Source organism: Kitasatospora sp. NPDC058115 (genome assembly GCF_042884635.1).
Taxonomy (GTDB): Bacteria; Actinomycetota; Actinomycetes; order Streptomycetales; family Streptomycetaceae; genus Kitasatospora.
In genome coordinates, this window is record NZ_JBHVTL010000034.1 from 15,434 (window position 1) to 35,674 (window position 20,241).

18 protein-coding genes are annotated in these 20,241 nt (G+C 75.0%); 12 read left to right on the top strand and 6 right to left on the bottom strand.

The window, feature by feature from the left end; translation table 11 throughout:
• The first annotated feature begins 68 nt into the window (after nt 1-68).
• On the top strand, nt 69-1,547 hold the full coding sequence (locus ACFVVL_RS30175) for a catalase (RefSeq protein WP_387680784.1): 1,479 nt from the start codon (nt 69-71) through the stop codon (nt 1,545-1,547).
• Between the two features lie 176 nt (nt 1,548-1,723).
• Here ACFVVL_RS30175 and hisN read toward each other — a convergent pair whose 3' ends face one another.
• The 5 genes from hisN to ACFVVL_RS30200 all read right to left on the bottom strand — a co-directional run bounded on the left by hisN (nt 1,724) and on the right by ACFVVL_RS30200 (nt 6,267).
• Nucleotides 1,724-2,521 carry a histidinol-phosphatase gene (hisN, locus tag ACFVVL_RS30180; protein ID WP_380295022.1) on the bottom strand — a complete coding sequence of 266 codons (798 nt, stop codon included), beginning with the start codon at nt 2,519-2,521 and terminating at the stop codon, nt 1,724-1,726.
• An 89-nt stretch (nt 2,522-2,610) separates the two neighbouring features.
• The gene (locus tag ACFVVL_RS30185; protein WP_380295024.1) at nt 2,611-2,934 is read right to left on the bottom strand and encodes a DMT family transporter; all 324 of its coding nucleotides are present in this window, start codon (nt 2,932-2,934) and stop codon (nt 2,611-2,613) included.
• A 127-nt stretch (nt 2,935-3,061) separates the two neighbouring features.
• Nucleotides 3,062-4,117, bottom strand: coding sequence for a ribosome small subunit-dependent GTPase A (rsgA, locus tag ACFVVL_RS30190; RefSeq protein WP_387680788.1), 1,056 nt, complete (start codon nt 4,115-4,117; stop codon nt 3,062-3,064).
• Between the two features lie 16 nt (nt 4,118-4,133).
• Nucleotides 4,134-5,465: a 3-phosphoshikimate 1-carboxyvinyltransferase gene (gene aroA, locus ACFVVL_RS30195; protein ID WP_380295029.1), complete on the bottom strand. Its 1,332-nt coding sequence runs from the start codon at nt 5,463-5,465 to the stop codon at nt 4,134-4,136.
• Nucleotides 5,466-5,550: 85 nt separating this feature from the next.
• Entirely contained in the window at nt 5,551-6,267 is a 717-nt protein-coding gene (locus ACFVVL_RS30200; RefSeq protein ID WP_380295031.1) for a M50 family metallopeptidase, read from the bottom strand.
• Nucleotides 6,268-6,403: 136 nt separating this feature from the next.
• Between ACFVVL_RS30200 and ACFVVL_RS30205 the strand changes: the two genes are divergently transcribed.
• From ACFVVL_RS30205 to def, 8 genes are all read left to right on the top strand, one after another.
• Complete coding sequence (locus ACFVVL_RS30205; RefSeq protein WP_387680793.1) at nt 6,404-7,162, top strand: SOS response-associated peptidase; 759 nt, start codon at nt 6,404-6,406, stop codon at nt 7,160-7,162.
• A gap of 27 nt (nt 7,163-7,189) precedes the next feature.
• Entirely contained in the window at nt 7,190-7,849 is a 660-nt protein-coding gene (locus tag ACFVVL_RS30210) for an alpha/beta family hydrolase (protein WP_387680796.1), read from the top strand.
• 248 nt (nt 7,850-8,097) lie between these two features.
• Nucleotides 8,098-8,841, top strand: coding sequence for a sigma-70 family RNA polymerase sigma factor (locus ACFVVL_RS30215; RefSeq protein ID WP_380295037.1), 744 nt, complete (start codon nt 8,098-8,100; stop codon nt 8,839-8,841).
• Nucleotides 8,838-9,209: a mycothiol system anti-sigma-R factor gene (gene rsrA, locus ACFVVL_RS30220; protein WP_380295038.1), complete on the top strand. Its 372-nt coding sequence runs from the start codon at nt 8,838-8,840 to the stop codon at nt 9,207-9,209. Before ACFVVL_RS30215 ends, rsrA begins: the two co-directional genes overlap by 4 nt.
• A gap of 370 nt (nt 9,210-9,579) precedes the next feature.
• Entirely contained in the window at nt 9,580-11,067 is a 1,488-nt protein-coding gene (locus tag ACFVVL_RS30225; RefSeq protein WP_387680800.1) for an HD-GYP domain-containing protein, read from the top strand.
• 137 nt (nt 11,068-11,204) lie between these two features.
• Nucleotides 11,205-12,482, top strand: coding sequence for an HD-GYP domain-containing protein (locus ACFVVL_RS30230; RefSeq protein WP_387680803.1), 1,278 nt, complete (start codon nt 11,205-11,207; stop codon nt 12,480-12,482).
• Nucleotides 12,483-12,765: 283 nt separating this feature from the next.
• Nucleotides 12,766-13,755: a tetratricopeptide repeat protein gene (locus ACFVVL_RS30235; protein WP_380289766.1), complete on the top strand. Its 990-nt coding sequence runs from the start codon at nt 12,766-12,768 to the stop codon at nt 13,753-13,755.
• Between the two features lie 51 nt (nt 13,756-13,806).
• Complete coding sequence (gene def / locus ACFVVL_RS30240; RefSeq protein ID WP_380289768.1) at nt 13,807-14,418, top strand: peptide deformylase; 612 nt, start codon at nt 13,807-13,809, stop codon at nt 14,416-14,418.
• Nucleotides 14,419-14,483: 65 nt separating this feature from the next.
• On the opposite strand, the gene ACFVVL_RS30245 is transcribed toward def, so the two are convergent.
• A complete protein-coding gene (locus ACFVVL_RS30245) occupies nt 14,484-15,497 on the bottom strand; it encodes a LacI family DNA-binding transcriptional regulator (RefSeq protein ID WP_380289770.1) in 1,014 nt (337 codons plus the stop codon).
• Between the two features lie 183 nt (nt 15,498-15,680).
• On the opposite strand from ACFVVL_RS30245, the gene ACFVVL_RS30250 reads away from it, so the two are divergent.
• From ACFVVL_RS30250 to ACFVVL_RS30260, 3 genes are all read left to right on the top strand, one after another.
• Entirely contained in the window at nt 15,681-17,492 is a 1,812-nt protein-coding gene (locus tag ACFVVL_RS30250) for a glycoside hydrolase family 13 protein (protein ID WP_387680808.1), read from the top strand.
• Nucleotides 17,489-18,832: an alpha/beta hydrolase-fold protein gene (locus ACFVVL_RS30255; RefSeq protein ID WP_387680811.1), complete on the top strand. Its 1,344-nt coding sequence runs from the start codon at nt 17,489-17,491 to the stop codon at nt 18,830-18,832. Before ACFVVL_RS30250 ends, ACFVVL_RS30255 begins: the two co-directional genes overlap by 4 nt.
• A gap of 69 nt (nt 18,833-18,901) precedes the next feature.
• Entirely contained in the window at nt 18,902-20,221 is a 1,320-nt protein-coding gene (locus ACFVVL_RS30260) for an extracellular solute-binding protein (RefSeq protein WP_387680814.1), read from the top strand.
• The last annotated feature ends 20 nt before the right edge of the window (nt 20,222-20,241 follow it).

Sequence of the window (20,241 nt, forward strand, 5' to 3'; positions counted from 1 at the left end):
AGTGTTGACTTAGACAAAGTCCAAGTTAGGATCGGTTCGTCACGACCGGATCACGCGGAGGCCCTCACATGACTACCCAGGACGAGCTGCGCCCCACCCTCACCACGGAGGCGGGTGCCCCCGTCGCCGACAACCAGAACACCGAGACCGCCGGGGTCGGCGGTCCGGCGCTGATCCAGGACCAGCAGCTGTTCGAGAAGCTCGCGCGCTTCAACCGCGAGCGCATCCCGGAGCGCGTGGTGCACGCCCGCGGCGCCGGCGCCTACGGCACCTTCACGGTGACCGCGGACGTCACCGCCTACACCCGGGCCGCGTTCCTCTCCGAGGTCGGCAAGCAGACCGAGACCTTCCTGCGGTTCTCCACCGTCGCCGGCAACCTCGGCGCGGCGGACGCGGTGCGCGACCCGCGCGGCTTCGCGCTGAAGTTCTACACCGAGCAGGGCAACTACGACCTCGTCGGCAACAACACCCCGGTGTTCTTCATCAAGGACGCCAGCAAGTTCCCGGACTTCATCCACACCCAGAAGCGCGACCCCTACACCGGCTCCCAGGAGGCGGACAACGTCTGGGACTTCTGGGGCCTGTCGCCCGAGTCCACCCACCAGGTGACCTGGCTGTTCGGCGACCGCGGCATCCCGGCGTCGTACCGCCACATGGACGGCTTCGGCTCGCACACCTACCAGTGGCAGAACGAGGCCGGCGAGTACTTCTGGGTGAAGTACCACTTCAAGACCGACCAGGGGATCAGGACCCTCACCCAGGACGAGGCCAACAAGCTCGCCGGTGAGGACCCGGACAGCCACCAGCGCGACCTGCGCGAGTCCATCGAGCGCGGCGAGTTCCCGACCTGGACCGTCAGCGTCCAGATCATGCCGGCCGCGGACGCGGCGAACTACCGCTTCAACCCCTTCGACCTCACCAAGGTCTGGCCGCACGCGGACTACCCGCTGGTCGAGTTCGGCAAGCTGGAGCTCAACCGCAACCCCGACAACGTCTTCGCCGAGGTCGAGCAGTCGGTCTTCTCCCCGGCGCACTTCGTGCCCGGCATCGGCCCGTCCCCGGACAAGATGCTGCAGGGCCGGCTGTTCGCCTACGCGGACGCCCACCGCTACCGCGTCGGCATCAACGCCGACCACCTGCCGGTCAACCGCCCGCACGCCACCGAGGCGCTCACCAACCACCGGGACGGCTCGCTGTACGACGGCCGCCACGGGCGCCGCAAGAACTACGAGCCGAACAGCTTCGGCGGCCCGGTGCAGACCGGCCGCCCGCTGTGGGCCCCGCTTCCGGTCGACGGCGTCACCGGCACCCACGAGGCGCCCTCGCACGCCGAGGACAACGACTTCGTGCAGGCCGGCGACCTCTACCGGCTGATGGGCGAGGACGCGAAGCAGCGGCTGATCGGCAACCTGTCCGGCTTCATCGCCAAGGTCTCGGCCGACCGCGACGACATCGTCGAGCGGGCGGTCGACAACTTCCGCAAGGCGGACGCCGACTTCGGCCGGCGCCTGGAGACCGCGGTGCGGGAGCTGCGCAAGCAGCAGTGACCGCACCGCATCGCGGGGCCCGGTGAGGGGCCCCACGAGCAGCGGGCCCCGAGTGCCGCCGGAGAACCGGCGCTCGGGGCCCGCACCACGTCGTCGCGGCTCCGGCCCGACGCCCGGGACGCGCCCGGACGCCCGGGACGGCGCAGACGCCCGGACGGCTCACACGCTCAGACGGCTCACACGCTCAGACGGCGCAGCGCCTCCTCGTGCAGCAGGCCGTTGGAGGCGACGGCGTCGGCGCCGCCCGGGCCCGGGACGCCGTCCAGGCCGGTGAAGCGCCCGCCGGCCTCCTCGACGATGATGCAGTTGGCCGCCATGTCCCACAGCGACAGCTCCGGCTCGGCGGCGATGTCCACCGCGCCCTCGGCGACCATCATGTACGACCAGAAGTCGCCGTAGGCGCGGGTGCGCCAGCAGGCCCGGGTGAGGTCGAGGAACGGGTCGAGGCGCCCGCGCTCCTCCCAGCCGGTGAGCGAGGAGTAGGAGAAGGAGGCGTCCTCGATCCGCGAGACGCCGGAGACCTGGATCCGGCCGGCCTTGGCGAGGCTGCGGCCGGCGAACGCGCCGAGGTCCTTGGCGGCCCACCAGCGGCGGTTCAGCGCGGGGGCGGAGACGATGCCGACGACGGGGCGCTCCACGCCGTCCGGGCCGTCCTCCAGCAGCGCGATCAGGGTGGCCCAGACCGGGACGCCGCGGATGTAGTTCTTGGTGCCGTCGATCGGGTCGATCACCCAGCGGCGCGGGCCGGTGCCCTGCAGACCGAACTCCTCGCCGAGCACCGCGTCGCGCGGGCGGGCCCGCTGCAGGACGCTGCGCACCAGCTCCTCGGCGGCCTTGTCGGCGTCGCTGACGGGGGTCAGGTCGGGCTTGGTCTCGACCCGCAGGTCGAGGGCCTTGAAGCGCTCCAGGGTGACCGAGTCGGCCGAGTCGGCGAGGACGTGGGCGAGTCGGAGATCGTCGTGGTAGTCGGCCATGGTCGAAACCCTAGCGCGGGGCCGCCCCGGCCGGGGCACACGATCCGGGCGAGCCGGTGGGCCGGCGGGCCCCGTCCCGGAGAGGGACCCTAGTGCGCGGACCCGCTGAGCTGGAGGCCGATGACCCCGGCGATGACCAGGGAGATCGAGACGAGTTTGAGCACCGAGGTGGACTCGTCGAGGAAGAGCATGCCGTAGATCGCGGTGCCGGCGGCGCCGATGCCGGTCCACACCGCGTAGGCGGGGCCCACCGGCAGGGTCTTCAGGGAGAGGGTGAGCAGGCCGAAGCTGCCGAGGGCGAAGACGCAGAAGCTGATGGTGGGCCAGAGCTTGGTGAAGCCCTCGCTGAGCTTGAGGTTGATCGCGAATCCGGTCTCCAGCAGGCCGGCCAGGATCACCAGGGCCCATGCCATCGCGTGCTCTCCCTGTCGGTCGCGGGATCGGTCGGCGGCCGGGCCGTGATCCGGCCCGACTTTCCTATGATCACCACGAGAGGCCGCTCCGACACCTCGAAGGCGCAAACCGGTCCGCAGAGGGCCGTCAGTCGCCCTCGCGGGCCTCCTTGCTGGCCAGCAGACGGCGCAACGAGTAGAGCCGCGCGGGGTCGGCGTGGCCGTCGGCCACCCAGGCGTCCAGCGCGCAGTCCGGCTCGTCGTGGCTGCACGCGCGCGGGCAGTCCTCGGTGCCGGGCTCCAGGTCGGGGAAGGCGTGGATGACCCGCGACGGGTCGATGTGGGACAGGCCGAAGGAGCGGAAGCCGGGCGTGTCGATCACCCAGCCCGCGTTCAGCGCCTTCTTCGAGCCGGGCTTGGCGCCGGGCGGCGGCGGCAGCCGCAGCGCGAGCGCCGAGACGGTGGTGTGCCGGCCGCGGCCGGTGACGGCGTTGACGTGGCCGGTGGTCCGCTGCCGCTCCGGGACGAGCGCGTTGACCAGGGTGGTCTTGCCGACGCCGGAGTGGCCGATGAACACGGTGCGCAGACCGCGCAGGTGCTCGCGGACGGCCTCGGCGCCGGTGGTCTCCAGCTCGTCGCGGCGGGTGACGACGTAGGTGATGCCGAGCGGCGCGTAGGACTCCAGCACCGGCGCGGCCGGGGCGAGGTCGGCCTTGGTGAGGACGAGCAGCGGCTCCAGGCCCGCGTCGTAGGCGGCGACCAGGCAGCGGTCGATCAGCCGGGGCCGCGGCTCCGGGTCGGCCAGCGCGGTGACGATGGCGAGCTGCTCGGCGTTGGCGACGACGATCCGCTCGTAGGGGTCGTCGTCGTCCGCGGTGCGCCGCAGCACCGAGGTGCGTTCCTCGACCCGCACGATCCGGGCCAGCGTGTCGGTGTCCCCCGAGAGGTCGCCGACCAGCGAGACGGTGTCGCCCACCACCACGCCCTTGCGGCCCAGCTCGCGGGCCTTCATGGCGACGACCTCGTGCTCCTGCTTCGTCCCCGGGTCGACCAGGCAGGTCAGCCGGCCGCGGTCGACGGTGAGCACCATCGCCTCGGCGGCGTCCTCGTGCTTGGGCCGGATCCGGGTCCGCGGCCGCGAGCCCCGGCGGGCGGGGCGGTTGCGGATGTCGTCCTCGTCGGCGTCCTTGCCGTAGCGGCGCATGTGCCCAGTCCTCCGCTCAGCCGCCCGCCACCGGTCCGGCGAGCAGCTCGTCCCACATGGCGGGGAAGTCCGGCAGGGTCTTGGCGGTGGTCGCCACGTTCTCCACCTGGACGCCGGGCACGGCGAGGCCGATCACCGCGGCGGCGGTGGCCAGGCGGTGGTCCTCGTAGGTGTGGAAGACGCCGCCGGTCAGCTTGCGCGGGCGGATCCGCAGGCCGTCCGCGGTCTCGCTGACGTCGCCGCCGAGGCCGTTGATCTCCTTGGCGAGCGCCGCCAGCCGGTCGGTCTCGTGCAGCCGCAGGTGGGCGATGCCGTAGAGGTGGGACTCGGAGTCGGCGAGGGCGGCGACCGCGGCGATCACCGGGGTGAGCTCGCCGACGTCGTGCAGGTCGGCCTCGATGCCGTGGATCCGGCCGGTGCCGGTGAAGCGCAGGCCCTCGTCGGTGAACGCGCAGCTGCCGCCCATCCGGGTGTAGAGGTCGCGCAGCTGGTCGCCGGGCTGGGTGGTGTGCTTCGGCCAGTCGCGGACGGTGACCTGGCCACCGGTGACCAGGGCGGCGGCGAAGAACGGCGCGGCGTTGGAGAGATCGGGCTCGACGACCAGGTCGCGGCCGAGCAGGGCACCGGGGGTGACCCGCCAGACGTCCTTCTCGCCGCCGTCCTCGGGGGCGTCGACCTGGACGCCGGCCAGCCGCAGCATGTCGACGGTCATCCGGATGTGCGGCAGCGAGGGGACCGGGCCGCCGACGTGCCGGACCTCGACGCCGTTGTTGTAGCGGGCGCCGGAGAGCAGCAGGGCGGAGACGAACTGGGAGGAGGCGGAGGCGTCGAGCTCGACGGTGCCGCCGTCGAGGGCGCCGGTGCCGTGCACGGTGAGCGGGAAGGTGCCGCGGCCGCCGTCCTCGATCCGGGCGCCGAGGGCGCGCAGGGCGTCGATGACGCCATGCTGGGGGCGCTCGTGGCTGCGCGGGTCGCCGTCGAAGTGGACCGGGCCGTCGGCGAGGACGGCGAGCGGGGGCAGGAAGCGCATGACCGTGCCGGCGTTGCCGACGTCGACCGAGGCGGGGCCGCGCAGCACGGGCGCGGGGATGACCCGCCAGGCCTCGCCGCCGCCGGTGCCGCCGGTGTCGTTGTTGACCTGCTCCTCGATGGTGACGCCGAGGGCGCGCAGGCCGTCGGCCATCAGCTGGGAGTCGCGGCTGCGCAGCGGGCGGCGCACCCAGCCGGGGCCGTCGGCGAGGGCCGCCAGGACCAGGGCCCGGTTGGTGACCGACTTGGAGCCGGGGATGGTGACGGTGGCGTCCACGGGGGTGCTCGCGACGGGGGCGGGCCACAGGGTCTCGGTCATGGGCCCAAGTCTAGGGGCCGTGGTGGGGGCCGCCCGTTCGCCTCCGATGCGGGGGCCGGCGGGGTGCGGCGGCGCGCGGGGGCGGTCAGAGGGGGTGCAGCAGCCAGCTCGCGCCGAGGGCGAGGGCGGCGAGGGCGGCGACGAGGAACAGGGTGGTCCAGGCGAGGCCGGGGATGCCGGTGAGGCGGGCGAGCTGGTCGGCGTCGGAGTCGCGGGCCTCGCCGCGGCGGCGCTGCTGCTGGAGTTCGAGGACCGGGCGGACGGCGCCGAACAGCAGGAACCAGGTGCCGAGGTAGGCGAAGGCGGCCTGGACCTCGGGGGAGCCGAACCAGGAGACCAGGAAGAAGGCGCCGCCGGCGAGCAGCACGACGAAGCAGCCGAAGGCGTTGCGGATCCGCACCAGCAGGGCCAGCAGCAGGGCGACGGCGAGCCACAGCAGCAGGGTGATCCGGTCGGCGGCGAGCAGGGCGGCGCAGCCGAGGCCGAGCAGGGCGGGGGTGGTGTAGCCGGCCGCGGCGGTGAGGACCATGCCGGGGCCGGTGGGGCGGCCGTAGGAGAGGGTGAGGCCGGAGGTGTCGGAGTGCAGCCGGATGCCGGCGAGCCTGCGGTTGGTGGCGAGGGCGGCGAGGCCGTGGCCGCCCTCGTGGGCGATGGTGACGGCGCCCCGGGCGATCCGCCACAGCGGGCGGGCGAGGACGGTGAGCAGCGCGGCGGCGCCGGTGGCCAGGGCGAGCCAGCCGGGCGGGGCGGGCTGGGTGCCGGTGACGGCGGTCCACAGCTCGTCGAGGGTCCTGGCGTCCATCGTGCTCCTCCGTCTCGGTCCGGTCGTTCGTCCCGGGGTGGCAGCCTGCCACGGGAGAGGACGGCGGTCCGGGGGCGGGTGGTTCTCGGGGCGGACGGGGGCCCGGGGGCGGACGGGGCCGTGGCAAGCTGACGGTATGTGTGGTCGCTTCGCCGCGAGTAGCCGGCCCGGGGACATCGTGGAGCTGTTCGGCGTCCAGCAGTGGGATCCGGCCGAGACGCTGGACCCGAGCTGGAACGTCGCGCCGACGCAGAGCGCCTTCGTGGTGCTGGAGCGGCCGGTGAAGGGGGCGCCGGCGCCGGTGCGCCAGCTGCGGGTGCTGCGCTGGGGGCTGGTGCCGCAGTGGGCGAAGTCGCCGGAGACGGCGGTGAAGATGATCAACGCGCGGGCGGACACGGTGCACGAGAAGCCGGCCTACCGGCAGGCGTTCGCCTCGCGCCGGTGCGTGCTGCCGGTGGACGGCTACTACGAGTGGCAGACGGTGCCGGGGGAGCGGGGCAGGGCGCGCAAGAAGCCGTTCTTCGTGTCCCGGGCGGACGGCGCGCCGCTGGCGCTGGCGGGGCTGTACGAGTTCTGGCGCAACCGGGCGGTGCCCTCGGACCACCCGGAGGGCTGGCTGGTGACGTTCACCGTCGTGACGACCGGGGCGGAGGAGCTGCTGGCGCCGATCCACGAGCGGATGCCGCTGTACCTGGACCCGGGGTCGTTCGACGCCTGGCTGGACCCGCGGCTGGACGACAGCGGGTCGCCGGAGCTGCGGCGGCTGCTGACACCGCCGCCGCCGGGGGCGCTGCGGGTGACGCCGGTGTCGCCGGAGGTCGGCAGCATCCGCAACGACCACGCCGGGCTGACCGAGCCCCACACCGAGCCCGAGTACGAGACCACCCTGTTCTGACCGCCCCCTTCCGAGAGGACCACCGCCGTGACCGCCGCGAAGGCCGCCCCCGTGACCACGGAGACGGTGCCCACGCCCGTCGGGGACGCCCGGATCACCCTGCACCCGGCCCCCGCGCCGCGGGCGACGCTGGCGCTGGGGCACGGCGCCGGCGGCGGGATCGAGGCGCGGGACCTCGCGGCGCTGGCCGCCGCCCTGCCCGCCCGGGGGGTGTCGGTGGCGCTGGTCGAGCAGCCCTGGCGGGTGGCGGGGAAGAAGGTGGCGCCCGCGCCGAGGACGCTGGACGCCGGCTGGGAGCCGGTGGCCGGGCGGCTGGCCGCGGCGGGCCCGCCGCTGGTGGTGGGCGGGCGCAGCGCCGGGGCGCGGGTGGCCTGCCGGACCGGGGCGGCGGGCGGTGCGGTGGGGGTGGTGGCGCTGGCGTTCCCGCTGCACCCGCCGGGCCGGCCGGAGCGGAGCCGGGCCCGGGAACTGCTCGGCTCGGGGCTGCCGACGCTGGTGGTGCAGGGGGCGGCGGACCCGTTCGGCGGACCGGCGGAGTTCCCGGAGCTGCCGGACTCCCACGAGCTGGTGGCGCTGCCGGCCGGCAACCACGGCTTCGAGGTGCCGAAGCGGGCGGCGGTGGGGCAGCAGGAGCTGCTGGAGCTGATCGTCTCGGCGGTCGGGGACTGGGTGCTGCGGGTGGTGTGAGCCGGGCCGCGGGGGTGCGGGAATGCGGGCGGGGCCGGCGTGGTTGACACCCTCGTCAGGTGGAGTCCCGGTGGAAGGCAGGGCAGATGGGTTCGATCGCGTGCCCCGAGCGGCCGGAGGAGCGCGAGGCCGCGTCGGCGTTCGCTCCCTCCTGGTCGGACTGGCTAGTCGCGGGCGAGAAGCCCGTCGGCCCGATATCCTCCCTTTCGGGGCGGCCCACGGTGGGCCGTGTCCGTCATGCCGAGGAGGTGGGTCCGGTCGTCGGGACCGAGCACGAGGCCGAGCCGGGCCGGGGCCCGGAGGAGGGCCTGCCCGCGGGCGAGGCGCTCACCGGTGAGGAGCTGGCCGAGGCGATCGGTGAGGACACCTTCCGGGTGTCGGCGGAGGAGACCGAGGAGGCCCGGCGGGAGCGCTTCGAGCGCGACGCCCTGGGCTACCTGGATCCGATGTACTCGGCCGCGCTGCGGATGACGCGCAACCCCGCCGACGCGGAGGACCTCCTGCAGGAGGCGTTCGCGAAGGCCTACGCGTCCTTCCACCAGTTCCGCGAGGGCACCAACCTCAAGGCGTGGCTGTACCGCATCCTCACCAACACCTTCATCAACTCGTACCGCAAGAAGCAGCGGGAGCCGCAGCGCACCGCCGCCGAGGAGATCGAGGACTGGCAGCTGGCCCGGGCCGAGTCGCACATGTCGACCGGTCTGCGCTCGGCGGAGACCCAGGCCCTGGACCACCTTCCGGACAGCGATGTGAAGGACGCCCTCCAGGCCATTCCGGAGGAGTTCCGCATCGCCGTCTATCTCGCGGATGTCGAGGGCTTTGCGTACAAGGAGATCGCGGACATCATGGGTACTCCCATCGGTACGGTGATGTCCCGGCTGCACCGTGGCCGCCGTCAGTTGCGCGGCATGCTGGAGGACTACGCCCGTGAGCGCGGGCTGGTCCCGGCCGGCAGCGGGGCAGGGCAGGAAGCGAAGGGCTCGGGCTCATGAGCTGCGGCGATCCGCACGACACCGAGTGTGGCGAGGTCCTCGACCACCTCTACGAATTCCTCGACAACGAGATGGCCGAGGGCGACTGCGCCAAGCTGCGCGTGCACTTCGAGGAGTGCTCGCCCTGCCTGAAGCAGTACGGACTGGAGCAGGCGATCAAGGCGCTGATCAAGCGTTCCTGCGGCTGCGACGACACCCCGGCCGACCTGCGCGGCAAGGTGCTGGCCAGGATCGACTCGATCCGGGCCGGCCAGCGCTCGGGCGAGGCGGTGGTGGTGGCGGTCGAGACGACGCTGGAGGTGCACGCCGAGGCGGCCGGTGAGCCGGCCGGGCCGGGTCGGGCCGCGGAGGCGGCGGCCGGGACCTGAGGCGGGCGGCTGCGCCGGACGGCGCACGACCGGACGAGGCACGCGGGCGGCCCCGGGAGCGGATGCTCCCGGGGCCGCCGTGCGTCCGCGTCCCCTCCGCCGGGGCCGCGTCCTCACTCGATCGAGTGAGTTGGCGGTGTGCCAGCAGCGGCATTGCGCGATCACGCGTCCCCGTGCCGGAGTGGCGCCCTATTCTCCTGACGGACGCTCACCATGGGCCGTGCGCCGCCGCTTCGGCGTGCGCGGACGGCCGGCGGCGGTCCGGGAGGACGGGCCAGGGCGGCGCGGGCCAGCACGCGGGGAGGTCGACATCGCTACCGACAGTGGAGACGGGGACCTTCCGCCGGGCGCCGCGCGCTACCTCGTGGCCGTGCCGGCGGCGGCGCTCTGCTGCCTGCTGACGCTGCTGCCGCTGCCCGGCCCGGCGGCGGTGCACTGGCTGGGCGCCCCGGTGGACTGGCCGAAGGTCGGGCTGCTGGCCTTCCTGCACGCCTGCTGGGAGTCGCTCGCCCAGGGCCTGTCGACGCCGTGCCTGCGGCTGGCGTGGCTGCTGCTGCGCCGTCCGCCGCTGCGCGCCCGCCGGCCGGCGAGGCCCGGCGTCAACGCGTTCTTCCCGGTGCTGTTCGCCGGGGTGCTGATGCTGCCGCCGGCCGCCGCCGGGCTGGCCGCCGTGCCGGCCGCGCTGCTCGGGGCCGCCGGGCCGGGCGGGCGGCGGCGCCAGGTGTGGAACGGCGCGCAGCTCGCGCTGTCCGCCTTCGCGTCCTCGGCGGTGTTCCACCTGCTGGCCGGGCCGCAGCTGCTGCTCGGCTCGCGCTTCCCGGCCGCACTGCTGCCCGCATTCGCCGCCCTCGCCGCGTTCTGCCTGGTCAACGGGGCTCTGGTGGGCGGCATGCGGGTGCTGGCGGAGGGCCGCTGCCCGGCCGGGCGGCGCGACGGCGCCACCGTCGTGCCGGGGCTCGCGGTACTGGTGCACGCGGCGGGCGGGCTGATGCTCGCCGTGCTGTGGCAGGGGCCGTACGGCGCGTTCGCGGCGCTGCTGGCCCTGCTGCCGCTGTCCATCTCGGCCTGGGTGTTCGCCCAGGGGCACCGGGAGCGCGAGGCCCACCAGGCGACCGTGCGGGCGCTGGTCCAGGCGGTGGAGATCAAGGACGCCTACACCCGGGGCCACAGCGAACGGGTCGGCCGGGCGGCGGTGCTGATCGCCGATCAGCTGGGCATGGAGGCCGAGCGGCTGCGCACCCTGCGCTACGCGGGCATCCTGCACGACGTCGGCAAGCTCGGCGTGGCCACCGAGCTGCTGCGCAGAAACGGTCCCCTCACCGAGGCGGAGCGCCGGGCCGTCGAGGTGCACCCGGTGCACGGGTACGAGCTGGTGCGCGGGATCGCCTTCCTCGGCGAGGCACACGCCGGGATCCTGCACCACCACGAGCGGATGGACGGCCGCGGCTACCCGGCGGGGCTGGCCGGTGAGCAGATCCCGGAGTTCGCCCGGATCATCTCGGTCGCCGACGCCTTCGACTCGATGACCTCCACCCGTTCCTACCGGCGCGGCCGCCCGGTCACCGAGGCGGTCGCCGAGCTGGAGCGCTGCTCGGGCAGCCAGTTCGACCCGGTGATGGTGCGGGCGCTGGTGGACGCGCTGGCCGTGCACGACTGGCAGCCGGTGCTGCCGCCGCCCCCGGAGTGCATCAAGGAGGTGCCGGACATCCCGCTCGGCGTTCCCGAACCGGCCCGGGCGGCTCCGGCTCCGGGCCCGGCGCCTGGTGCGGACCCGGGTCCGGCGCCGGGCGCGGGCCCCGCTCCGGGCGCGGTGCCGGTCCAGGGTGGCGGCGGCGTCCCGACGGCCGGGTCCTCGTGAGCGCGCGGCGCGAGGTGCGGCGGGGCGCGGGGTGGGGCGCGCGGGTGGGCGCGCCGATCGCGGAGGGCGGCGCGCGGCGGCGGTCGGGCGCCGGGCGCGCGGATGCACAGGAGGGGTGCGCCGGTGCGGTGTGCGCGGTGCACGGGGCGGCCCTGGCGCTGCTGGCGGCGTCCCTCGGGGCGGTGCTGGTGCGCGGGCCCGCCCAGCCGGGGGTGGCGCTGGCCTTCACCGCGCTGATCGCGCTCGGCGAGTGCGTGCGGATCACTCTTCCGGGCGACCGCGAACAGACCCCGATCGGGGCGGCGGGGGCGCTGGCGTACGCGCTGCTCGGGCCGCTGCGCGGACTGCCGGCCGGGCCCGGGGTGCTCCAGGTGACGGCGGTGACCGGCGCCGGTCTGCTGCTGGCGCTGCTGCCCGCGGCGCTGCGGGCGGCCGCCGGGCGGGTGCGCGGGGCCGGGCCGCCCGGGCCGGCCCCCTGGCGCGAGCGGGCCCGGCGGGACGGCGCGGCGCGGCGGCTGCTCGGCGCGGGCTTCGCGGCCGCCGTGTTCCAGCCGCTCTACACCAGCGGGGTGGTGGACCGGTTCTCCGCCGACGGCCCCGCGTACGGCGCGTTCCTGACGGCGGTGGCCGCGCTGGCCGCGCTCTGCGACGCGGTGCTGGCGGCGCTGCTGCGGCAGGCCCGCAGCGGGCTGCGGTTCCCGGCGGCGCTGGAGGACGAGCTGCGCTCGCTGTTCGGGATCGGCACCGCGATCGCCGCCACCGGCATGCTGGTCAGCCTGGCCGCCGGGGAGGTCGGGCTCTGGGCGCTGCCGCTGTTCTGCGCGCCGCTGCTGCTGGCGCAGGTGTCCTTCCGGCGGGCGGCGGCGGTGCGGGCCACCACCGGGCAGACCATCGCCAGCCTGGCCAAGGCCACCGAGGTCGCCGGGTACACGCCGCCGGGGCACGCCCGCCGGGTCGCCGACACCGCGTGCGCGGTCGGCCGCGAGCTCGGCCTCGGCACCCGGGAGCTGGCGCTGCTGGAGTACGCGGCGCTGATGCACGACGTCGGGCAGCTGTCGCTGGTGGAGCCGGTGCCGGGCGGGGCGACGGCCCTGCTGCCGGACGAGGAGCAGCAGCGGATCGCCCGGCTGGGCAGCGAGGTGATCCGGCGCACCGGGGTGCCGCGGCGGGTGGCCGAGCAGGTCGCCCGGCTGGCCGACCCGTTCCCCGGGCCGGACGGCGGCGGGCGGGCGGTGCCGCTGGCGGCGCGGATCATCCGGGTGGCGAACGCGCACGACGACCTGCTGACGGCGGCCCGGGAGCGCGGGGTGGGGGAGGCGGTGGGCCGGCTGGAGGTGCTGGAGGCGCTGCGGCTGGAGCGGGGCCGGGTGTACGACGCCCGGGTGGTGGACGCGCTGGTGCGGGTGCGCGGCTGACCGCGTCCGGCGGCGCGGCCGGGGCGCCCGGGGGCGGCCGGACGGCCGGGTCCGGGGTCCGGCAGGGGTCGTCCGGGGTTGAGGCGGCGGGGCCGGGCGGGCAGGCTGGGGGAGGGGCCGGAAACGGGCCGGGACGGAACCGGGCAACCCCGGCGGTGGGGAGCGCGGGCGGCGGCCGTCGTGGTTGGATGCGGTCGTAGCGTGGAAAACCGACCCGGAGCACCGGGCCCGTGACGCGGGAGCGGTTGCGGGACTTGAGCGGACGACGACGGCAGGGACGAACGTGAGGATCTTCCACCGGGCACGGCACCGGCCGTCCGCCACCTGGCGGCAGACGACCGACCGGGCTTTCACGTTGATCGGTGACGGCCGCTACGAGGACGCCGGCGCCCTGCTGGTGATGGCGGCCGACCTGGAGCCGTGGCTGTCCGACTCCTGGTTCAACCTGGCCCTGCTGCACAAGTTCCGCCGCGACTGGGAGCAGGCCCGGGCGGCCGGGCTGCGGGCGGTGGCGCTGCTGGACCGCGAGCAGGGCGCCCCGGACTGGTGGAACCTCGGCATCACCGCGACCGCGCTGCAGGACTGGCCGCTGGCCCGCCGGGCCTGGCAGGCGTACGGGCTGAAGCTGCCCGGCGGCCCGAACGCGCGGGAGGACGGGCCGGTCAGCCTGGACCTGGGGACGACCCCGGTGCGGCTCTCCCCGGACGGCGAGTCCGAGGTGGTCTGGGGCCGCAGACTGGACCCGGCCCGGATCGAGGTGCTGTCGATCCCGCTGCCGTCCTCCGGAAGACGCTGGGGCGAGGTGGTGCTGCACGACGGCGCCCCGCACGGCGAGCGGGTCACCGACGGCGTCGCCTACCCGGTGTTCGACGAGATCGAGCTGTGGGCGCCGTCCCCGGTGCCGACGTACGTGGTGCTGCTGCAGGCGGCCACCGAGGCGGACCGGGACGCGCTGGAGCGGCTGGTCGCGGACGCCGGCTACGCGGCGGAGGACTGGACGTCCTCGGTGCGGCTGCTCTGCCGGGCCTGCTCGGAGAGCCGGATGGCCTCGGACGACGGCCACACCGCCCACCACGACCCGCACGACGACGGGGACGCCGCGCACCCCGGCCACCTCAGCCACCTGAGCCCCGGCGCGGGCGGGATGTCCTGGCTGGCCGAGCGCGAGTGCGGGATCGCCGCCCCGGCGCACCTGGTGCGGGTGCTGCTGGACCGCTGGGCCGCGGCGTCGCCGGGAACCCGGGCCTACCGGGATCTCGAAGAGGTCTGCTGAGCGCCCTGAGTACCCTGGTCCGGTACGCGTAGGCCTAGGGAAGCGGAAGACATGGCGGAGCAGGACCAGCACGAGCACGACGAGACCCCGAAGGTGGTCGGCGAGGAGCCGGACCTCTCCAAGGGCACGGCGCGCCCGATCACCGTCTACGGCAACCCCGTGCTGCACCGCGAGGTGAAGGACGTGACGGCCTTCGACGGCGAGCTGTCCGCGCTGATCGACGACATGTTCCAGTCGATGTACGCGGCGGAGGGCGTGGGCCTGGCCGCCAACCAGATCGGCGTGGACCTGAAGGTCTTCGTCTACGACTGCCCGGACGACGAGGGCGTGCGCCACATCGGCCACGTGATCAACCCGGTGCTGGAGGAGTTCCCCAAGGACCGCAAGCGGGTGCTGGACGACGGCAACGAGGGCTGCCTGTCGGTCCCGACCGCCTACGCCGAGCTGCCCCGCCCGGACTACGCGGCGGTGACCGGCCGGGACAAGGACGGCAACCCGATCCGCGTCGAGGGCACCGGCTTCTTCGCGCGCTGCCTGCAGCACGAGACCGACCACCTGTACGGCTTCCTCTACATCGACAAGCTGTCGAAGCGGGACCGCAAGGACGCGCTGCGGCAGATGGCCGAGGGCACCGCGCGCTACGCGACCGTCCCGAACGACTGACACCGCCCGGGAGTTGACGGAGGGCCGGGGGCAGCAGCCCCCGGCCCTCCGGCGTGTGCGCGGTCTCAGTCCCGGGCGCGGGCGGTGGAGTCGCGGGCGACCAGGACGGGGGTGAACAGGTAGTCCCGGGCCCGGCCGCCGTGGCCCTCCAGCCGGCGCCAGAGGGCGTCGGCGACGGCGGCGCCCATCTCGTCGATCGGCTGGCGGACGGTGGTGAGCGGCGGGTTGCTGTGGGCGGCGAGGTAGCAGTCGTCGTAGCCGATCACCGAGAGGTCGCCGGGAACGGTGCGGCCGGCCTCGCGGGCGGCCTGGACCACGCCGAGGGCCATCAGGTCGCTGCCGGCGATCACGGCGGTGACGTCCGCGTCGAGCAGCTGGCGGGCGGCGGCCGCGCCGCCGGCGATCGAGTAGGCGGACTCGGCGTACCAGTCCGCGGGGGGTTCCTCGCCGAGCAGCTCGCGCATCGCGCGCCGGTAGCCGTCCAGGCGGTTGAGCGAGGGCCGCAGGTAGCCCTGGCCGCCGGCCAGCCCGATCCGGCGGTGGCCGAGTTCGCGCAGGTGGGCGACGGCGATCCGGGCGCCGAGCGCCTCGTCGGTGGCGACGGTGGGGACGGCCAGGCCCTCCACCCGGCCGCTGACCAGCACCATCGGGATGCCGCGTTCGTGCAGCAGCCGGTAGAAGCCGTGGTCGGCGTCGGGGTTGGCGTGCCGGCCGGAGACCAGGACCAGGCCGGAGACGCCCTTGCGCAGCAGGACGTCGATGTAGCCGAGTTCGGCGGTGCCCTGGCGGGTGGAGGTGCCGACCACGGCGGTGAGGCCGTGCTTGGCGAGCTGCACCTCGATCGCGGAGGCGAGCAGCGGGAAGACCGGGTTGTCGAGTTCGGGGACGACGATGCCGATCAGCGCGCCCTGGTGCGGGTCGTAGCCCTGGTCGGGCTGCCAGCCGAGCTCCCGCATGGCCTCGGCGACCCTGACCTTGGTGTCGTCGGAGACGCCCGGCCGGTCGTTGATCACCCTGCTCACCGAGGCGGCGCTGACGCCCGCCCGGGCGGCGATGTCGCGCAGTGACGGGCCGCTCAATTGGTCCTCCGGTCTGGTCCGGCCTGCATCTTACAAAGCCCGGCGCGGCAGGCCGCGCACCGGGATGAAACAATCTTAGCAACATATTGCGCAACAGTTTCATCGCCGTTACGGTTCCCTCGTCGGCCCGGAAAAGCGGAATGCCGGCTTCCGTCAACCTGCCCACCCGCCCCGAGGAGCCCCATGGACACGGCCAGCAGCCACCGCCTCGCCGCCCGCCACCAGCCGCACCACGACGGGTCCGCGCGGTACGTCGGCGACCTCGCCCCGCATCTCGGGCAGCGCGTCGACCTGCTGGTCAGGGTGCCCGCCGGGCAGGACGTCGAGCGGGTCTTCCTGCGCTCCGTCCCGGACGGCGAACCGCACTTCACGGCCGCCGTCGTCGACCGCGTCGACGGCAGCGGGACCACCTGGTGGCGGGCCGTCCTGGAGATGGTCAACCCGGAGATGAACTACCGGTTCTGGCTGCACACCCCGGAGGGCGGGCGCTGGCTCACCGCCGCGGGCCTGCACGACCACGACCTGCCCGACGCCACCGACTTCCGCCTCACCACCCACCCCGCCCCGCCCGCCTGGGCCGGCGACGCGGTGGTCTACCAGATCTTCCCGGACCGCTACCACCGCTCCGGCGAGGCCCCGCTCGCCTCCTGGGCCCGCCCGGCCGACTGGGACACCCCGCTGCGCACCGGCGACGCCGAGGCCCTCCAGCAGATGTACGGCGGGGACCTCTGGGGCGTGGTGCGCAAGATCGACCACATCCAGCGGCTCGGCGCCACCGTGATCTACCTGACCCCGTTCTTCGAGGGCCGCTCCAACCACCGCTACGACGCCGTCTCCTTCGACCGGGTCGACCCGGCGCTCGGCGGCGACGAGGCGCTGATCGCCCTCACCGCCGAGGCGCACCGGCGCGGCATCAAGGTGATCGGCGACATCACCCTCAACCACTCCGGCGACGGGCACGACTGGTTCCGCACCGCGCAGTCCGACCCGCGGAGCCCCGAGGCCGGCTTCTACTTCTTCGGCGACGGCGGACCGGAGGACTACGCGACCTTCCTGGGCGTGCGCACCCTGCCGACCTTCGACCACCGCTCGGCCGAACTGCGCCGCCGCCTCTACGAGGGCCCCGACTCGGTGATCGCCAAGTACCTCGGCGCGCCGTTCCACCTGGACGGCTGGCGGGTCGACGTGGCGCAGATGGCCGGCCGGCGCGGCGACGTCGAGCTCAACCACCTGGTCGCCACCACCACCGCGGCCACCGTCCGGGCCGCCAACCCCGGCGCCGTCCTGCTCGCCGAGCACCAGCACGACGCCTCGCTCGCCCTGGCCGGCGACGGCTGGCAGGGCACCATGAGCTACGCCGGCTTCACCCGGCCGGTCTGGAGCTGGCTCGTCGAGAAGCACGACCAGAAGGACTTCTGGGCCGTCCCCGGGCCGGTTCCCGACTACGACGCCGCCCGGGTGCGCGCCACCATGACGGCCTTCGGCGCCGCGCTGCCCTGGCGCAGCCGCGCCCACAACCTGACCCTGCTGGACTCGCACGACACCGCCCGGTTCCGCACCTTCGCCGGTCCGGAGCGCCAACTGCTCGGCGCGGCCCTGCTGTTCACCCTGCCGGGCATCCCCATGGTGTTCTCCGGCGACGAGGTCGGGGTGCTGGGCGAGGGCCTGGAGGAGGGGCGCAAGCCGTTCCCCTGGGACGAGTCCGCCTGGGACCAGCACACCTGGCGCACCTACCGCGACCTGGTCCGGCTGCGCCGCAGCCACAGCGCGCTCACCGGCGGCGGTCTGCGCTGGCTGGTCGCCGAGGGCGACGTCCTGCTGTTCGAGCGGGAGGACGAACGGGAGACGGTCCTGGTGCAGATCAGCCGGGCCGACCACCCGCCGGTGGCGGGGGAGTGGCACGCCACCCACCTGCTCGGCGGGCCGCAGCTGGTCCCGGGCCGCGACCTGCCCGCCGAGGGCCCGGCCGTGCACGTCTGGTCGGTGGCCCGATGAGCGCGACCACCGTGCGCCGGGGCCGGATCGAGCGGATCCCCGGTTTCCGCTCCGAACCGCTCGGCAACGAACGGGACCTGCTGGTCCACCTGCCGCCCGGCTACGACGATCGGCCGGACGCCGACTACCCGGTGCTCTACCTGCACGACGGCCAGCAGGTCTTCGACCAGGGGCAGCAGCCCACCTGGGCGGTGGACCGGACGCTGGAGGCGCTGTACGCCGAGGGCCTGATCCCCGAGCTGATCGCGGTCGCCGTGCCCAACGCCGGCGCCGACCGCGGCGTCGAGTACTCCCACGTCGCCGAGTACTGGCGCACCCCCGGCACCCCGCTGAAGGGCCACCGCTACGAGGCCTTCCTGACCGACGAGGTCAAGCCGTTCGTCGACGCCCGCTACCGGACCAGGACCGGTCCGGAGCACACCGCGCTGATGGGCTCCTCGATGGGCGGCCTGGTCACCTACCACATCGCCTTCCGCCGCCCCGAGGTCTTCGGCCTGGCCGCCGTCCTCTCCCCGTTCCTCACCCACGTCGACCCGGAAGGCCTCGGCGAACGCGTGGTGCACGAGCGCTACCGGCGGCGCGGGCCGCGGCGGATCTGGCTGGACATCGGCGGCCGGGAGGGGCTGATCATGGCCCGCCCGGCCCGTGAGCTGGCCGGCCGGCTGGTCGACGAGGCCGGCTACACCTCCGGCGCCGACCTGCTCTACTACGAGGACCCGGCCGCCCCGCACCACGAGAACGCCTGGCGCCCGCGCGCCCGGCACGCGCTGCTGCACCTGTTCGGCGCGCCCTCGCCGGTGCGCTCGCTCACCGTCGAGCCGGAGATCCTGCTCGCGCCCGGCGAGACCTGGAGCGCCGTCAACCCGGTCGCGGTCCGTGCCGACGGCGTGCGCTACACCGCGCTGGAGGCCGGCTACCGGGTCGAGCACCCCGGGGTCGCGGCCGTCTCGCCGCACGGCGGGCTGCGCCCGCTGGCCGCGGGGCGGACGGCGGTCACCGTCCGGGCCCACGGGCTGGCCGCGCACACCGAGGTCGCGGTCGACCCGCAGCTGCCGGCCCACCCGGTGCTGGAGGTGACCGTGACCGTCCCGCCCGGCACCCCCGACGACGCCCCGGTGATGTTCGGCCCGCTGCCCTGCGCCCCGGCCGGACCGGGCCGGTTCCGCGGCCGGATCGCGGTGCCGCGCGGCACCGGCTTCGACGGCGGCGTCTCGCGCGGCTGGGGCCTGGACGCCGTCGACGCGGACGGCCGGCGGGTGCTGCACCCGCTGCGGGTCGACCGCGACACCCGGCTCGACCTCACCGTCGAGCGCTGGCACCGGCCGGCGGACGGCATCTGACCCGCCGGCCGCGGCCCCGCCCCCGCGACCCAACCCCCGCACCCCTCCCGGACGAAGGAGTCTCGGACCATGCGCCACCGGACCATCCGCCACCGGATCACCCGCCACCGCAGAACCGCCGCGCTCGGCCTGCTCGCCCTGCTGGTCACGGCCTGCGGCGGCACCTCCCCCTCCGCCGGTCCCGCGCCCGCCGGCGGCAGCGCCGCCGCGGACGGGCCGACGACCGCCCCGCCGGCCGCCGCCGACGGGGGCGACCTGGTGATCTGGGCCCAGACCCAGCAGGCCGCCGCCCTCCAGCCGCTCGCCGACCGCTTCGGCAAGGAGCACGGCGTCAAGGTCACCGTCGCCCCGCAGTCCGTCAACACCCAGCAGGCGTACGTCACGGCCACCAACGCGGGCAAGGGCCCCGACCTGGTGGTCGGCGCTTCCGACTGGCTCGGCAACCTGGTGCAGAACGGCACGGTCGCCCCCGTCCCGCTGACCGCGCAGCAGAAGGCGCTGTTCCAGCCCGCCGCCCTGGAGGCGGTGGCCCAGGGCGGCCAGCAGTACGGCCTGCCGTACGCGACCGAGACCCTGGTGCTGTTCCGCAACACCGAACTGGCCCCGGCCGCGCCCGCCACCTTCGAGGACCTGGCCGGCACCGCCCAGGACGCCGTCCGGGCCGGGAAGGCCGAGGTCCCGCTGGCGCTGCCGGTCGGCCAGCAGGGCAACGCCTACGCCCTGCAGCCGCTGTTCGCCTCGGCCGGCGGCTACCTGTTCGGCAGCAAGCCGGACGGCGGCTGGGACACCGCGGACCTCGGGGTCGGCGGCCCGGGCTCGATCGCGGCCGGCGAACTGTTCAAGCAGTACGGGGAGAAGGGCGCCGGACTGTTCAACCGCTCGGTGGACACCAACGCCATCTCGCTGTTCACCGGGCGCAAGTCCCCGTACCTGGTGGCCGGGCCGTGGGCGCTCGGACAGGTCAAGCAGGCCGGTCTGCCGTACGCGATCTCCCCGGTGCCCGGCTGGGCGGGCAAGGGGCCGGCCCGCCCCTTCGTCGGGGTGCAGGCGTTCTACCTCTCCGCCAAGGCGAGGAACCAGCCGCTCGCCCAGGAGTTCCTGCTGCGTGCGATCGGTTCGGAGGAGGGACAGCTGGCGCTCTACCAGGCCTCGCCCGAGCCGCCCGCGCTGACCTCGGCCCTCACCAGGGCCACCGCCGGGGACCCGGACATCGGCGCCTTCGCCGCCGCCGGCGAGGCCGGGCAGCCGCTGCCGACCGTTCCCGCGATGAACGCGATCTGGGGCCCGCTCGGCCAGGCCGAGGCGAGCATCGTGGCCGGCGCCGACCCGGCCGAGACCATGCGCCAGGCGGGCGAGGCCATCCGCGCCGCCCTGGCCGGCGGCCACTGACACCCCCGGCGCCCCGCGCC

What these genes read in the sequence shown, in the direction of transcription:
- ACFVVL_RS30205 (WP_387680793.1), top strand. Translation starts at nt 6,404, where the DNA reads ATGTGTGGTCGCTTCGCCGCGAGTAGCCGGCCCGGGGACATCGTGGAG.
- ACFVVL_RS30200 (WP_380295031.1), bottom strand. Translation starts at nt 6,267, where the DNA reads ATGGACGCCAGGACCCTCGACGAGCTGTGGACCGCCGTCACCGGCACC.
- ACFVVL_RS30175 (WP_387680784.1), top strand. Translation starts at nt 69, where the DNA reads ATGACTACCCAGGACGAGCTGCGCCCCACCCTCACCACGGAGGCGGGT.
- def (WP_380289768.1), top strand. Translation starts at nt 13,807, where the DNA reads ATGGCGGAGCAGGACCAGCACGAGCACGACGAGACCCCGAAGGTGGTC.
- ACFVVL_RS30185 (WP_380295024.1), bottom strand. Translation starts at nt 2,934, where the DNA reads ATGGCATGGGCCCTGGTGATCCTGGCCGGCCTGCTGGAGACCGGATTC.
- aroA (WP_380295029.1), bottom strand. Translation starts at nt 5,465, where the DNA reads ATGACCGAGACCCTGTGGCCCGCCCCCGTCGCGAGCACCCCCGTGGAC.
- rsgA (WP_387680788.1), bottom strand. Translation starts at nt 4,117, where the DNA reads ATGCGCCGCTACGGCAAGGACGCCGACGAGGACGACATCCGCAACCGC.
- ACFVVL_RS30255 (WP_387680811.1), top strand. Translation starts at nt 17,489, where the DNA reads ATGAGCGCGACCACCGTGCGCCGGGGCCGGATCGAGCGGATCCCCGGT.
- ACFVVL_RS30250 (WP_387680808.1), top strand. Translation starts at nt 15,681, where the DNA reads ATGGACACGGCCAGCAGCCACCGCCTCGCCGCCCGCCACCAGCCGCAC.
- hisN (WP_380295022.1), bottom strand. Translation starts at nt 2,521, where the DNA reads ATGGCCGACTACCACGACGATCTCCGACTCGCCCACGTCCTCGCCGAC.
- ACFVVL_RS30260 (WP_387680814.1), top strand. Translation starts at nt 18,902, where the DNA reads ATGCGCCACCGGACCATCCGCCACCGGATCACCCGCCACCGCAGAACC.
- rsrA (WP_380295038.1), top strand. Translation starts at nt 8,838, where the DNA reads ATGAGCTGCGGCGATCCGCACGACACCGAGTGTGGCGAGGTCCTCGAC.